This window comes from Mycobacterium sp. NGS33, assembly GCF_059812885.1.
Genome location: NZ_JCALDN010000019.1, coordinates 76,362 through 89,880, shown reverse-complemented (window position 1 = coordinate 89,880; position 13,519 = coordinate 76,362). Strand labels below are relative to the sequence as shown.

Genomic DNA, 13,519 nt, shown 5'->3' with positions numbered 1-13,519 from the left:
TCGGCCGCCGGGCGCGGCCTGACCGGTGGGGGCACCATTTTGCCGATGAGCGACGTGATCCGCCTGGCCCGCCACGCGCATCACTACCTGGCGATCTTCGACAAGGGCAAGGCGCTGGCGCTGTATCACACCAAACGCCTGGCCTCGCCCGGTCAGCGAATCGTGTTGTACGCCAAGGACCGCGGCTGCTCACACCCGGGCTGCACCGTGCCCGGCTACTACTGCGAGGTCCACCACGTCACCGACTACGCCGCCTGCCACACCACCGACGGCAACGACCTCACCTTCGCCTGCGGCCCGCACCACCGACTGCTGCGACCCGGCGGCTGGATGACCCGCAAAAACACCCGCGGCGACACCGAATGGAGACCGCCGCCCGACCTCGACCGGGGCCAACCGCGCACCAACACCTTCCATCACCCCGAGAAGCTTCTCCGCGATGGAGACGACGACGAGGCGGATAGCTCAAACGGTCCCATTTCCGGACTCTGAAAGGCGATCTCCAGAAGGCCGGGTGGCGAACTCAACGTTCACGCCGCCCATGGGCCCACGCCGCCGACTTTCTCGATCGTGATGTGAGTCAGGTAGCCGGCGGGTGCGTCAGGCGGCGGGAACCCGGTGCCGGGGCCGAAGATGGTCGTGGCGATCTCGTCGAGAATCTCGGGAGCACCGCCCTCCTCGACGCGCGCGGTGCCCCTGATCGACAGATAGGGCGTCTGTGGCCCGCTGCGGTCGGCGGACGCGATAGTCACGGCCACGCGGGGATCACGCCGGATGTTGCGAACCTTCTGATGCTCCTGCAGATGAGCGACGACCAACTCATCACCGCCGTCGGCTGTACTACGCACCGTCACCCAGACCAGGCTGAGCTGCGGGCTGCCGTCGCGATTGATCGTGACAAGCGTGGCCGGGTCGGAACCGATGAGTTGGCGTGCGCTGTCGCTGAGTTTCGTAATGTTCATGGCGTTCTCCTGATTCGTCGCGTTCCGGACATCTCGGGTCTGTATCCATACGACCTATCCATACGACGAAAAGGCGGCGCGGAATCCGACAGCCCGAAGCCCGACGCGAAATCGCGCCAGCAGAGCGCTACAGGATCGTCATCTGCTCGGGTTCCGGCTCGGCCGGCTCGAGCAGCTGCGGGCCGTTGTTGCGGACGTTGTTGACCAACGTCGACACCTCACGCATCCGGATGGCCCGCACGTCGGGTGTGCGGTCCAGTAGGTCCTGATCGATCTCGGCGTCCGGGTCGAGCCACCGGTCCCAGTCGCGTTCGGGCACCACCAGCGGCATCCGATCGTGGATCGTCGCCAACTCGCCGGGCGCATCGGTGGTGATGATCGTGCAGCTCAGCAGCGGCGAGGCGTCCTTGGCCGGTTTCCAGACCGACCACAGGCCCGCCATGAACAGCGGCTCCCCGTCTTCGCGGTACATGAAGAACGGCGTCTTGCGGGTCTTTTTGCCGGCCGCGTCGGCGGAGTTGACCCGCCATTCGTAGTAGCCATCCATCGGGATCAGGCAGCGCTTGGACTTCGCACTGGTCCGGAAGGCGGGCGAAGTGGTGACCTTGTCCGCGCGGGCGTTGATCAGCATCGGCCCCTTGGTCTCCGGCGCACCGTCGGAACCGGCCTTGGCCCACGGCGGCACCAACCCCCAGCGCATCAGCCGCACCCGCCGCGTCGGCTGGTCGTCGGGCTCGGAATGCCTGCTGACCACGGTCGCGATGGTCGAGGTAGGGGCCACATTGTAGTTGGGGCTCGTCGAGTAGTTGGGGCTCGTCGAGTAGTTGGGGCTCGTCGAGTAGTTGGGGCCCGTCGATCCGCCGTCGACGCCGGTGGCCTCGTCGATCGCCTTGATCTTCTGGGCCAGCAAGGCGGGATCGGTGGTGACCGCGAACCTTCCGCACATAACACCCATGGTGGCAGAAACCGATGACAGGCGATGATGGACCGGTGAGTACGTGGCAGGCGCCCGTGGCGGCGCAACCGGTGCGCGCGACTGTGACGGTTCCGGGGTCGAAATCGCAGACCAACCGCGCCCTGGTGCTGGCGGCGCTGGCGGCCGCCCAGGGGCAAGGCACCCCGACCATCACCGGGGCGCTGCGCAGCCGCGACACCGACCTGATGATCGGGGCGCTGCGCACGCTGGGCCTGGACCTCGACGGCGACGGGGACGGCGACGGGGACGGCGACGGGACGGAATTGACGGTCAGCGGCCGGGTGTCGCCCGAACCGATGGCACAGGTCGATTGCGGACTGGCCGGCACCGTGCTGAGGTTCGTGCCGCCGCTGGCGGCGCTGGCCGAGTCGATCGTCGAGTTCGACGGCGACGAGCAGGCCCGGGCACGGCCCATCGTCCCGCTGCTCGACGCGCTGCGTGGGCTCGGCGTGCGGATCGACGGCTCCGGTCTGCCGTTCCGGGTGCTGGGCACGGGCTCGGTCGTCGGCGGGACCGTGACCATCGACGCGTCGGCCTCGTCGCAATTCGTGTCGGGGCTGCTGTTGTGCGCGGCATCGTTCGCCGAGGGGTTGACCGTCCAGCACACCGGTGGAGAGCTGCCGTCGGCGCCGCACATCGCCATGACGGTGACGATGCTGCGCCAGGCCGGCGTCGACGTCGACGACTCCGTCCCCAACCGGTGGCAGGTGCGCCCGGGGCCGGTCGCGGCGCGGCACTGGGAGGTGGAGCCGGACCTGACGAACGCCGTGCCCTTCCTGGCCGCGGCGGTGGTCACCGGCGGCGCGGTGCGCATCGCCGGCTGGCCGTCGAGCAGTGTGCAGCCCGCCGACAACATCCTGAGCGTGTTGAGCAACCTCAATACCGCTGTGACGCATAATGATTCGTTCCTGGAGGCGCGGGGGTCCGGCGACTACGACGGTTTCGATGTCGACCTGCGCGCGGTCGGCGAGCTGACGCCGTCGGTGGCCGCCCTGGCGGCGCTGGCGACCCCTGGATCGGTGTCGCGCCTGTCCGGCATCGCGCATCTGCGCGGGCATGAGACCGACCGGCTGACCGCGCTGCGCAAGGAGATCAACCGGCTGGGCGGCGACTGCACCGAAAGCCCCGACGGCCTGGTGATCACCGCGACCCCGTTGAAGTCCGGAACCTGGCGCGCCTACGCCGACCACCGGATGGCGATGGCCGGCGCGATCATCGGGCTGCGGGTGCCCGGGGTCGAGGTCGACGACATCGGCTCCACCGGCAAGACGCTGCCCGAGTTCCCGCGGCTGTGGGCCCGGATGCTGGAGCCCGGGGAAGAGCACGGCATGTGAGGCCCGGCGACTACGACGAGTCCGACGTCAAGATCCGCTCCGGCCGGGGCTCGCGACCGCGGACCAAGACCCGTCCCGAGCACGCCGACGCCGAGGCGGCCATGGTGGTCAGCGTCGACCGCGGCCGCTGGGGATGCGTGCTGGGCGGCGACGTCGATCGCCGGGTCACCGCCATGCGGGCCCGCGAGCTGGGCCGCACCCCGATCGTGGTGGGCGACGACGTCGACGTGGTGGGTGACCTGTCCGGTCGCCCGGACACGCTGGCCCGCATCGTGCGTCGCGGGGAACGCCGAACGGTGTTGCGGCGCACCGCCGATGACACCGATCCGACCGAAAGGGTGGTGGTCGCCAACGCCGACCAGCTGCTGATCGTGGTCGCGCTCGCCGACCCGCCGCCCCGCACCGGCCTGGTGGACCGAACGCTGATCGCCGCCTACGCCGGCGGACTCACGCCGATCCTGTGCCTGACCAAGACCGATCTCGCCCCGCCGGAGCCGTTCGCCCGGCACTTCGTCGATCTGGACCTGACGGTGGTCGAGGCCGGCCGCGACGACCCCTTGCTCGCGGTGGCGGACCTGCTCGCGGGCAAGATCACCGTGCTGCTCGGGCATTCCGGCGTCGGCAAGTCCACCCTGGTGAACCGCCTGGTGCCCGACGCGGACCGCGCGGTCGGCGACGTGACCGACATCGGCAGGGGACGGCATACCTCGACGCAGTCGGTGGCGCTGCCGTTGACCGAGCCGCTGGGCACCACCGGCTGGGTGATCGACACACCGGGCATCCGATCCTTCGGGCTCGCCCACATCCGGCCCGACGACGTCATGATGGCCTTTTCCGACCTGGCCGAGGCCATCGCCGACTGCCCGCGCGGCTGCGGGCACATGGGTCCGCCTGCCGACCCCGAGTGCGCGCTGGACACCCTCACCGGCCCCGCCGTCCGCCGCGTCGCCGCGGCGCGCCGGCTGCTGGCCGCGCTCAACCAGACTCCTTAGCCACGCGCATGCCGAGCTCGTCCGGCGGAACCACATGCCCTTCCGCACAACGGATTTCGACGCCCACCTCGGCGCCGCAGCCCAGATGGGTCAGCCGCAGCCGGTTACGGCCCGGCAGATGACGCCTCCCCCACTCGAACATCGCCCACACCACCGGCATGAACTCGATGCCGGCCTGCGTGAGCACGTACTCGTCGCGACTGCGCTGCCCGGGTTCGCGATAGGGCTGGCGCCGTAACAGCCCCAGCTCGACCAGTTCGCTCAGCCGCGCCGAGGTGGCGGCCTTGGTGATGCCCACCCGGCGGGCGAAGTCGTCGAATCGGGTGGTGCCGTAGTACGCCTCGCGCATGATCAGCATCGCGGATTTGGTTCCGACGACCGCCATGGTCTTCTCGATCGCGCACTGGCCCACCGCCGACCAGGCGTCGCGGTCGGCCAGCGGTCCTTGCAGCAGTGTCATCTAAATCACCTCCGCACCTGGGTTGCTTTCAGCATACCGAGGTGTTTATCTGAGTATAGCGGTCTATACCTAGATCCCCCGGACTCGAGGAGCAATCATGAATCGCGACGCCGTCATCGTCGGAGCCGTCCGCACCCCCATCGGCAAGGGCAAGGCCAGCGGCGCGCTGCACGGGGTGCTGCCCGCCGATCTGCTGGCGCACAGCCTGCGCGAGCTGGTGGCACGCACCGGCGTCGATCCGGCCCAGGTCAACGATGTCATCGCCGGCGCGGTCACCCAGGTCGGCGACCAGGCGGCCAACATCGCCCGTAATGCCCTGCTGGGCGCCGGGTTCCCGGAATCGGTGCCCGGAGTCACGATCGACCGCCAATGCGGCAGCAGCCAGCAGGCCATCAGCTTCGCCGCGCAGGGCGTGATCGCCGGGGCGTACGACATCGTCATCGCCGGTGGCGTGGAATCGATGAGCCGCGTGCCGATGGGCTCCCAGGTGTCCCCAGGCAGCAACCCGATGGGCGAGGGCATGACCCGCCGCTACCCCGACGGCCTGGTGCCGCAGGGCATCAGCGCCGAACTGATCGCGGCGAAGTGGGGCTTTCCCCGCGCACAGCTCGACGAGTTCTCCGCCGGCAGCCATGAGAAGGCCGCCCGCGCCACCAAGGAGGGGCTTTTCGACAACGAGCTCATTCCGATCGCCGGGCTGACCACCGACGAGATCATCCGCCCCGGCACGACGGTCGAGACGCTGGCCAGGTTGTCACCGGCGTTCTACAGCGACGCGGCCAAAGCCCGCTTCCCGCAGATCAATTGGGAGATCACCCCGGGGAACTCGTCGCCGCTGTCCGACGGCAGCGCCGCGGTGCTGATCACCAGCGGCGAGGCCGCCAAGAAGCTGGGGTTGCGTCCGCTGGCCCGGATCCACACCACCACCGTGGTGGGCTCCGACCCGCTCTACATGCTGACCGGCGTCATCCCGGCCACCGAGAAGGTGTTGTCCAAGGCGGGTCTGACGCTCGCCGACATCGACCTGTTCGAGGTGAACGAGGCGTTCGCGCCCGTGGTGCTCGCCTGGGCGCACGACACCGGGGCGGATCTGGCCAAGACCAACGTCAACGGCGGGGCGATCGCGATCGGTCACCCGTTGGGCGCCAGCGGAGCTCGCCTGATGGCGACGCTGGTCAACGCGCTCGAGCAGCGCGGCGGCCGGTACGGGCTGCAGACGATGTGCGAGGGCGGCGGCATGGCCAACGCGACGATCATCGAGCGGCTGGGCTGACGGCGATGTCGTCGCCCAGCATCTCGAGCGTCTTTGTCATCGGCGGCACCGGCGCCCAGGGCATGCCCATCATCCGCGCCCTGGTCGCCGACCAGAGATACTCCGTTCGATTCCTCAGCCGCGACCCCGACTCCCGCCGAGCGAAAGAGCTGCTCGCGCTCGACAACGTGTCCGTATTGGAAGGCTCATTCGCCGACGAAGCGAAGCTGCGGGAGGGTTTCCGCGGTTGTGATGCGGCATTCGTCAACATCGACGGGTTCAACACCGGCGAGAAGACCGAGATGTATTGGGCGATCCGCAGTTACGAGATAGCTCTCGAAGAGGGAGTCAAGTTCTTCGTCTATGGAAACCTCGACTACGGGCTCAAGAAGTCGGGATACGACTCCCGCTTCCGCACCGGCCACTATGACGGCAAGGGCCGGGTGGGTGAATGGATCCTGTTCCAGAATCAGGTAAACGGTGACAAGGTAAACGGTGATCGGATGGGCGCGGCGGTCTTCACCACGGGTCCCTACATCGAGATGGTGATCTCGCCCGGGACGCCGATGACGCCCGCCGTCGAGGACGGTGTCGTGACGTGGCGGGTCCCGCTTGGCGAGGGTGCGGTGCCCCATGTGGCTCTCGAAGATTGCGGATATTACGTCCGTTGGCTGTTCGACCATCCCGAGCGCGCGAACGGCATCGATCTCGAAGTCGCCGTGGACCATATCGCCTATACGGATCTCGCCGCGGCGTTCGAAAAGGTCACCGGACATCCGGCGCGGTACATCGACACCGATTTAGACACCTATTGGCGGGACGGCCCCCTCAGCGGGGCGGCGGATGCCCCTGCCGGATACAACGCAGACCCCAGCGACAAGAGCACCATGAATGTCCGGGACAACTTCACGGGATTCTGGAATCTGTGGAAATACGGAGTGGTCAAACGCGATTACGGTCTGCTCGATCAAATTCACCCGCACCGGATCCGCAGAGCCGAGGAATGGTTCCGCCGAGAAGACCAGCTCGGAAGATCGCTGGGGAAAGGCAGCCTCTGGGAGAGGGTGCAACCGCAGAACCGGACTCCGATCCTGAAGATCGGCGAGGATATGAGGAGGGGGAAATTATGACCGAGACCCCGTTCGACGGCGTGCGGGTGCGCTACGACAGCACCAAGGGCTACGACGAACTGCGCACCGCGTTGCTCGCCGACATCGGTGAGCGGCCGGTGCCCATCAACGACATCGCGACGGGCACCGGCGACTGGGAGTCGTTTCGGGAGCGCGTCGAATCCCACGTCGGGCCAAGCGGATTCATGTTGTTCGGCACGGTCGACCACGGCGCCTGGATCACCAAGGCCGGCATCGACCGCAAGGCCGTGCGCGTCATCCTCGGCAACCCCTTGATCGCCATCACCATGCTGCGCCACGACGTGACGGCGGGCCTGTTCGCCCCGGTCGAGTTGCTGTTGCTCGAGGAGGACGACGGCCGCAGCAGCCTGACCTACGTCAAGCCGTCGTCGCTGATGGCCGTCTCGCCCAATCCCGAATTGCTCAGCGCCGCGGAGGAACTCGACGCGAAGCTGGCGGCGTTGGCCGAGAAGGTGACCGCCTGACCGGCGTTACCTCGTGCCGGTCAGCTGTTTTCGCCGGATGAGCGCCGACGGACGGACCGGCCGCACGGTCACCGACAGCGTCAGTGCGACGGCGAGCAGGTAGCACGCCACCGCGTAGACCAGGCTGCCGGTGGGTGTTCCGTCGGACGTGAGGCCGTGCGAGGCCTTCCCGTGGGCCGGCAGGGCCGACAACCACAAACCCCCGAGCACGATCAGGAATGCGAACCCGAAGGTCGCGACGAAGGTGTTGCGCGCGCCGGGCGTGAACGCGGTGTCGCGCCACTGGCGCAACAGGATAGGGACCGCCACCACGGTGAACGCGCCGAGAATGATGAAGTACAGCGCCCGGCGCAGTGCGCTGTCGGGATGCTGGCCACCGGCCAGCAGGATCGGGACATTGGCGACGACCATCCCCACCGGCACCAGCACCGCGACCCCAAAGGTGCGGCCCGTCAAAGAAATTCGGCCCAGATATCGCCCGCGCTCGATCGGGCGGGTGACCAACAGTTGACTGAACAGCGCGACGCAGGCCGGCCCCACGGTCGCGAACAGCACGACGCTGCCCATCGGCACCGAGGCCAGCATCGGATGGTTGATCGCGTTGTCGGTGTTCCACGCCCACCAGCGCAGCTGCGGACCCAGCTGGTCGAAGATTTCGTAGAAGCAATTGTGTACGAATCCCACGCACACCGCACCGACGATCGCGCCCCAGTCCCGAAAGACGCCCAGGCTGCGCACCACCTCGTAGGCCAAGGTCATCATCGCGGGATAGAGCGCCACGATGTAGAGCGGCAGCCGGTCGTACATGAACTGGACCGTGAAGACGTTGTGCACGAACACCGCACCGATGGAGCCGTCGACGCCGAACACCGTGGGAAAGTACAGCGGCGGCTCGACGATGAGCAGGTAGATCACCGTCGCGAACCAGATCACCACGTTGGCGGGTTCGCGATCGCGGCGCAGTCGGTGGATCGCCCACCACAGCGCCAGCACGGCGCCCGCGACGACCAGCAGTTCAATCACCGGCAGCGTCCAATTCGCCAGTCCGAACGGGTTTCTCAGGGTCACCCACGGCGAGGCGTGCTCGCAGCTGAAGCCCAAACGGTTGGCGATGCGTTCGATGTCGTCGCTGCATTGACCGCTCATCGTTGGGCGTCCTGTCGTCACGCGCACACGCACGGCCACGTACGCGCTTACCGGAAGCTTGACGATACATGTCCAGCAAGCGGGCGCCCGGCCCCGACGAGCGCCACTCACTGACGCCCGTCATTGACGATCGTCAGTCAATGGGCGTACGGTGCCCGCATGGAGTCACGCGCGCCGTCCGCGACCGGATCGCCGGGGGGGAGCGTGCGCGAGGCCCGCAGGCTCCAGACCCGTGCGCGCTTGTTCGACGCGGCGCTGGCCGAGATCTCGCGGCGCGGTGTGGCCGCCGCCGACGTCAGCGCGATCGTCGCCGCTGCGGACGTGGCACGGGGGACGTTCTACTTCCACTTCCCCACCAAGGAGCACGTTCTCATCGAGGCGGAGCGCGTCGAGGAGACCCGCATCATCAGCGAACTCGGCGACGCCAAGGGGGATCTGGCGTCGGTGCTCTCCCAGCTTGTGCATCACGTACTGAGCGCCGAAACCCGCTTGGGCGAAGCGGTTTTCCGGGACATGCTCGGACTGCATTTCTCCTCGGCCCGCCCGGTCGAAGACGAGCTTGCCCAGCACCCGCTCGGACAACATCTGGTGGGCGTCATCGCTCGAGCGCAGGACGCGGGGCGGGTCGACCCCGACGTGGACGCGGCCGAACTCGCAACGTTCTTTCTCACCGGACTTTTCGCGCTGCTGGCCACCGGGGCCCACGATGCCGCGTTGTTAAACCGTTACGTGACAACGATTGTCAAGGGAATGGAGAAGCGATGAATCGCACCGGCATCGAAGGCTATCGGGACTTTTTGGCCCAACGCGACGGCGAGGCCGATCTGCTCAACAGGCGGCTGGCCAATCGCGAGCAGTTCTTCGGCGACCTGGAATCCAATCCCATCCGGTCGGCCCATCCCGCCGACCGCGCCACCTTCCTGCGCAACCTGCGACGGCGGCGACCCGAACCCGGTCTGGACGACAAGATGCTCTTCCTGCTGGCCACCGCGAAGCTGAACCAGGCGGAGCGATTCGGCGTGGGCCTGGGCGAGACCTACGGGCGCAACAGCGACGAGAGCGTGCCGCCCGAGCGCGTCTACCTCGAGCTGGAAGAGCACTACCACACCCGGCTGCTGGCCTACGCTCTCGACGCGTTCGACCTGACCTTCCAGGTTGTCCCGCCGCCCTTCGTCATCCGCCAGTTCGTCAAAGCGAACGTATTCCTGCCCGAACGGCTCGGCTTCCTGTTCGTCGGAGCCGCGGAGATGGCGGGCTGCATCCTGTTCGACGAATTACGCCGCGCCGGCAGCAGACTTTTCGCCGACGAGCCGCTCGTCGCCGAACGAATTGAGTTGCTCTACAGCGAGATCCTGACCGACGAGATCGGCCACGTCGGCTATTGCGCGTCGCGTTGCACGGCCGCCGAGCGGGCGGTCATGCGCCGAATCTATCCCCTCATCGGGCGGCTGTTCGCCCGCCAAACCGCGGAAATCAGCCTGCTCCTCGATCCGAAGGCGTTGCACGCACGCCTGGATCGCCCCTTCGATGTCGAGGAACTCACCGCCGGCCTGACCAACGAGACCTATCTGGTCACGCACCCGTGACGCAGTCGGCAGTTAGGCCGCCAGGTCGTCCTCGGCGCGGCGCGCGGCGGCGGCCCGCTTTTCCCGTCGCCAACCGCGCACGGCGGCAATCGCGGACTTGAGGCCGCGACGGCGCCCGGTGGCCGGGTCCGTGCCCAGGAAACCGGGCTCGAGCTCGGCGAACATCCGCTCGCTGCGGGTCTCGGGCGCGTTGTCGGCGTCGTCGCGCAGGTACTTGTTCGGCAGCGAGAGCTTGGCCAGCGTGCGCCACGTCTTGGCGTACTGGAACAGGAAAGAGCCTGTGGTGTAAGGCAAGTCGTACTTGTCGCACACCTGGCGCACCCGCACCGAGATCTCGTGCAGCCGGTTGCTCGGCAGGTCCGGATACAGGTGGTGCTCGATCTGGTGGCACAGATTGCCGCTCATGAACCGCAGCGCGGGGCCGGCCTCGAAGTTGGCGCTGCCCAGCATCTGGCGCAGGTACCACTGCCCCTTGGTCTCGCCGATCATGTCGGTCTTGGTGAATTTCTCTGCGCCGTCGGGGAAATGGCCGCAGAAGATCACCGCGTTGGCCCACACGTTGCGGATCACGTTGGCAAGCGCGTTGGCCTTCAGCGTGGACATGTAGGTGGCACCGGGCGACAAGGAGGTCAGCGCCGGGAAGGCGACGTAGTCCTTGAGCACCTGCCGACCGGCCTTGGCCAGGAACTCGTCGACCCGTTGCCGGGCCTCGTCGTTGTCCATGCGGCGCTTGGCGATCTTGCCGAGCTCCACATGCTGCAGGCCGACGCCCCACTCGAAGAGCAGCGCGAGCAGGGTGTTGTACACCAGGTTGAAGAGGTTGAAGCGCTTCCAGCGCTGGTCGCGGGTGACGCGCAGCAGGCCGTAGCCCACGTCGTCGTCCATCCCGAGGATGTTGGTGTATTTGTGGTGCACGAAGTTGTGCGTGTAGCGCCAGTGCTTGGACGACCCGCTCATGTCCCACTCCCACGTCGAGGAGTGAATCTCGGGGTCGTTCATCCAGTCCCACTGGCCGTGCATGACGTTGTGGCCGATCTCCATGTTCTCGACAATCTTGGCCACGCCCAGGGTCACGGTCCCCGCCCACCAGGCCGAGCGCCGCGAGCTGGCGGCCAGCAGCAGCCGGCCGGTCACCTCGAGCGCGCGCTGGGCCGCGATGGTGCGGCGGATGTAGCGAGCGTCCCGCTCGCCGCGCGAGTCTTCCACGTCCTGGCGAATGGCATCGAGCTCAACGGCCAGGTTTTCGATGTCGGCGTCCGTCAGATGGGCGAATACGTCGACGTCGGTGATCGCCATCGTCTTTTTCTCCCTGCGGTCGTGTGTGCTGACTTACCTACGCTATCGTAACCTACGAAGCCGTAGGTTACCTATGAGTAGCCTTTAAATGTCGAGCACGCAATCGCCGGAAGCCGCGGACACGCAGGTCTGCACCCGGGTCCCCGGGTCGTGTTCCTGGCCGGTCCGCAGGTCGCGGACGTGACCCTCGACGAGGCCGACCACACACGATTGGCAGATGCCCATGCGGCAGCCGAAGGGCATCTGCACGCCGGCGTTCTCCCCCGCGTCCATCAACGATGTCGCGGCGTCGGCGTCGACGGTGCGTCCGCTGCGGGCGAAGGTGACGGCGCCGCCGGCGCCGGTCGGTGCGGCCCGAGACACCGCGAACCGTTCGAGGTGCAAGTGCTCGCCGACGCCCGCGGCCGACCATGCCCGCTCGGCCTCGCCGAGCATGCCTTCCGGACCACAGGCCCAGGTCTGCCGTTCGCGCCAGTCCGGCACCTCGTGGTCCAGCACGGACAGGTCGAGCCGGCCCTGGGTGCGCGTCTCGCGCAGCCGCATCCGGTAGCCCGGGTGCTCGGCGGCCAGGGCGGCCAGCTCCGCGCGAAACATCACGTCGGATTCGGTGGGTGCGGAGTGCAGGTGGACGACGTCACCAATCTGGTTGCGGCGCACCAGGGTTCGCAGCATGGACATCACCGGCGTGATCCCGGAGCCCGCGGTGAGGAACAGGATCGATGGGGGCGCGGGGTCGGGCAGCACGAAGTTGCCCTGCGGGGCGGCCAGCCGCACGATGGTGCCAGGCTCGACGCCGGCCACCAGGTGCGACGACAGGAACCCCTCGGGCATCGCCTTGACCGTGATGGTCACGGTGCGCGCCGAACCGGATGCCGAGCGCGGGCTCTTACCGGCCGGGGCCGAGGTGAGCGAATACGACCGCCAGCGCCAGCGCCCGTCCATCAGCAGTCCGATGCCGATGTACTGGCCCGGCTGGTAGTCGAAGTTGAAGCCCCAGCCCGGCTTGATGACCAGGGTCGCGGAGTCCTCCGTCTCGCGGCGCACCTGCAGGATCCGGCCCCGCAGTTCGCGCGCCGACCACAGCGGATTGGCCAGATGCAGGTAGTCGTCGGGCAACAGCGGTGTGGTGATGCGGGCGGCGAGCTTGCGCAGCGCATGCCAACCGGGATGCCGGTCCGCGCCGGCGACAACAGGTCGCGTGGTGTCGACGACGTTGCCCGTGATCGATGGGTTACGTCTGCCCAGGGGAAGCTCCTGCTCACTACGCGGCGTGTGACTGACGCTCACATTGTGATCGATTCTGTGCGCTTCACGAAACCTACGGTACCGTAACCTACGGTGTCGTAGCTAGCGCTGCGGCGCCGACTGCCTCACATTCGCCGTCACATCAGCTCCAGCAGAAATGGCAGCTCCTGGTTGGCGTACCAGGCCAGATCGTGGTCCTGGGCATCGCCGACGATCAGGTCGGCATCCTCGTCACCCAGGTCGGCGGCGTCGACGGCCTCGATCGCCTTCGCCACCGCCGGTTCGGCCGCGGCGTTGTCGACGTACGCGGCGATCACCTGGTCGATCCGAACCGGGCCGGCCAGCCTGACCACGGCGTCGTCGAGGTCGGGGCGGTAGGTGACGTCCTCGACGTCGGCGGCCAGCACCGCGCGGCGCGGCGGCAGCGACTCCGACGGCGCCTCGGCCCCCTGGGCCGCCAGCAGGCGTAGGGACGCCAGCGCCGCCTCGCGCAGTGCCACGTCGGCGAGCTCGTCGTCGTCGCCCTCGGCGTAGGCCTCGCGCAGTCTCGGTGTCAGTGCGAACGCCGTGCCATTGACGGGCCACAGCGAGCTGTCGGCGACGAGTTGCTGCAACATCGGCACCGTGGCGGGGATATAGACGACGGTCATGGCGC

At 67.7% G+C, this 13,519-nt stretch carries 15 protein-coding genes; 8 read left to right on the top strand and 7 right to left on the bottom strand.

What is annotated here, in order from left to right:
- Positions 1-492: HNH endonuclease signature motif containing protein (locus AC5Y5B_RS21910; protein ID WP_500006468.1), on the top strand; the 492-nt coding region annotated here is incomplete at its 5' end.
- A 38-nt stretch (positions 493-530) separates the two neighbouring features.
- Here the strand turns inward: AC5Y5B_RS21910 and AC5Y5B_RS21905 are convergent.
- Together AC5Y5B_RS21905 and AC5Y5B_RS21900 are read right to left on the bottom strand one after the other, a co-directional pair.
- Positions 531-962: a PPOX class F420-dependent oxidoreductase gene (locus tag AC5Y5B_RS21905; RefSeq protein ID WP_500006466.1), complete on the bottom strand. Its 432-nt coding sequence runs from the start codon at positions 960-962 to the stop codon at positions 531-533.
- Between the two features lie 127 nt (positions 963-1,089).
- On the bottom strand, positions 1,090-1,908 hold the full coding sequence (locus AC5Y5B_RS21900) for an SOS response-associated peptidase (protein WP_500006463.1): 819 nt from the start codon (positions 1,906-1,908) through the stop codon (positions 1,090-1,092).
- 44 nt (positions 1,909-1,952) lie between these two features.
- Here AC5Y5B_RS21900 and aroA point away from each other — a divergent pair, with 44 nt between their 5' ends.
- Together aroA and rsgA are read left to right on the top strand one after the other, a co-directional pair.
- On the top strand, positions 1,953-3,272 hold the full coding sequence (gene aroA / locus AC5Y5B_RS21895; RefSeq protein WP_500006461.1) for a 3-phosphoshikimate 1-carboxyvinyltransferase: 1,320 nt from the start codon (positions 1,953-1,955) through the stop codon (positions 3,270-3,272).
- The gene (gene rsgA / locus AC5Y5B_RS21890; RefSeq protein WP_500006459.1) at positions 3,269-4,264 is read left to right on the top strand and encodes a ribosome small subunit-dependent GTPase A; all 996 of its coding nucleotides are present in this window, start codon (positions 3,269-3,271) and stop codon (positions 4,262-4,264) included. Before aroA ends, rsgA begins: the two co-directional genes overlap by 4 nt.
- On the opposite strand, the gene AC5Y5B_RS21885 is transcribed toward rsgA, so the two are convergent.
- A complete protein-coding gene (locus tag AC5Y5B_RS21885; RefSeq protein WP_500006458.1) occupies positions 4,248-4,724 on the bottom strand; it encodes a winged helix-turn-helix transcriptional regulator in 477 nt (158 codons plus the stop codon). The two genes, rsgA and AC5Y5B_RS21885, sit on opposite strands and share 17 nt — an antisense overlap.
- A 97-nt stretch (positions 4,725-4,821) precedes the next feature.
- Here AC5Y5B_RS21885 and AC5Y5B_RS21880 point away from each other — a divergent pair, with 97 nt between their 5' ends.
- Genes AC5Y5B_RS21880 through AC5Y5B_RS21870 form a run of 3 tightly spaced genes read left to right on the top strand, consistent with a single transcriptional unit; the run spans position 4,822 to position 7,591 of the window.
- The gene (locus AC5Y5B_RS21880; RefSeq protein ID WP_500006456.1) at positions 4,822-5,997 is read left to right on the top strand and encodes a thiolase family protein; all 1,176 of its coding nucleotides are present in this window, start codon (positions 4,822-4,824) and stop codon (positions 5,995-5,997) included.
- 5 nt (positions 5,998-6,002) lie between these two features.
- Positions 6,003-7,106, top strand: coding sequence for an NmrA family NAD(P)-binding protein (locus AC5Y5B_RS21875; RefSeq protein WP_500006454.1), 1,104 nt, complete (start codon positions 6,003-6,005; stop codon positions 7,104-7,106).
- Positions 7,103-7,591, top strand: coding sequence for a DUF302 domain-containing protein (locus AC5Y5B_RS21870; protein WP_112633947.1), 489 nt, complete (start codon positions 7,103-7,105; stop codon positions 7,589-7,591). The genes AC5Y5B_RS21875 and AC5Y5B_RS21870 overlap by 4 nt, the downstream gene beginning before the upstream one ends.
- A gap of 6 nt (positions 7,592-7,597) precedes the next feature.
- Here AC5Y5B_RS21870 and AC5Y5B_RS21865 read toward each other — a convergent pair whose 3' ends face one another.
- Positions 7,598-8,737 carry a hypothetical protein gene (locus tag AC5Y5B_RS21865; RefSeq protein ID WP_500006449.1) on the bottom strand — a complete coding sequence of 380 codons (1,140 nt, stop codon included), beginning with the start codon at positions 8,735-8,737 and terminating at the stop codon, positions 7,598-7,600.
- Positions 8,738-8,896: 159 nt separating this feature from the next.
- On the opposite strand from AC5Y5B_RS21865, the gene AC5Y5B_RS21860 reads away from it, so the two are divergent.
- Complete coding sequence (locus tag AC5Y5B_RS21860) at positions 8,897-9,502, top strand: TetR family transcriptional regulator (RefSeq protein WP_112633945.1); 606 nt, start codon at positions 8,897-8,899, stop codon at positions 9,500-9,502.
- Positions 9,499-10,323, top strand: a complete 825-nt coding sequence (locus tag AC5Y5B_RS21855) for a hypothetical protein (protein WP_112633944.1) — start codon at positions 9,499-9,501, stop codon at positions 10,321-10,323. The genes AC5Y5B_RS21860 and AC5Y5B_RS21855 overlap by 4 nt, the downstream gene beginning before the upstream one ends.
- Before the next feature lie 12 nt (positions 10,324-10,335).
- On the opposite strand, the gene AC5Y5B_RS21850 is transcribed toward AC5Y5B_RS21855, so the two are convergent.
- The 3 genes from AC5Y5B_RS21850 to AC5Y5B_RS21840 all read right to left on the bottom strand — a co-directional run bounded on the left by AC5Y5B_RS21850 (position 10,336) and on the right by AC5Y5B_RS21840 (position 13,514).
- Positions 10,336-11,619: a fatty acid desaturase family protein gene (locus AC5Y5B_RS21850; RefSeq protein WP_112633943.1), complete on the bottom strand. Its 1,284-nt coding sequence runs from the start codon at positions 11,617-11,619 to the stop codon at positions 10,336-10,338.
- Between the two features lie 84 nt (positions 11,620-11,703).
- The gene (locus AC5Y5B_RS21845; protein ID WP_500006471.1) at positions 11,704-12,864 is read right to left on the bottom strand and encodes a ferredoxin reductase; all 1,161 of its coding nucleotides are present in this window, start codon (positions 12,862-12,864) and stop codon (positions 11,704-11,706) included.
- A 137-nt stretch (positions 12,865-13,001) separates the two neighbouring features.
- On the bottom strand, positions 13,002-13,514 hold the full coding sequence (locus AC5Y5B_RS21840; RefSeq protein ID WP_500006444.1) for a DUF6912 family protein: 513 nt from the start codon (positions 13,512-13,514) through the stop codon (positions 13,002-13,004).
- Positions 13,515-13,519: the final 5 nt, after the last annotated feature.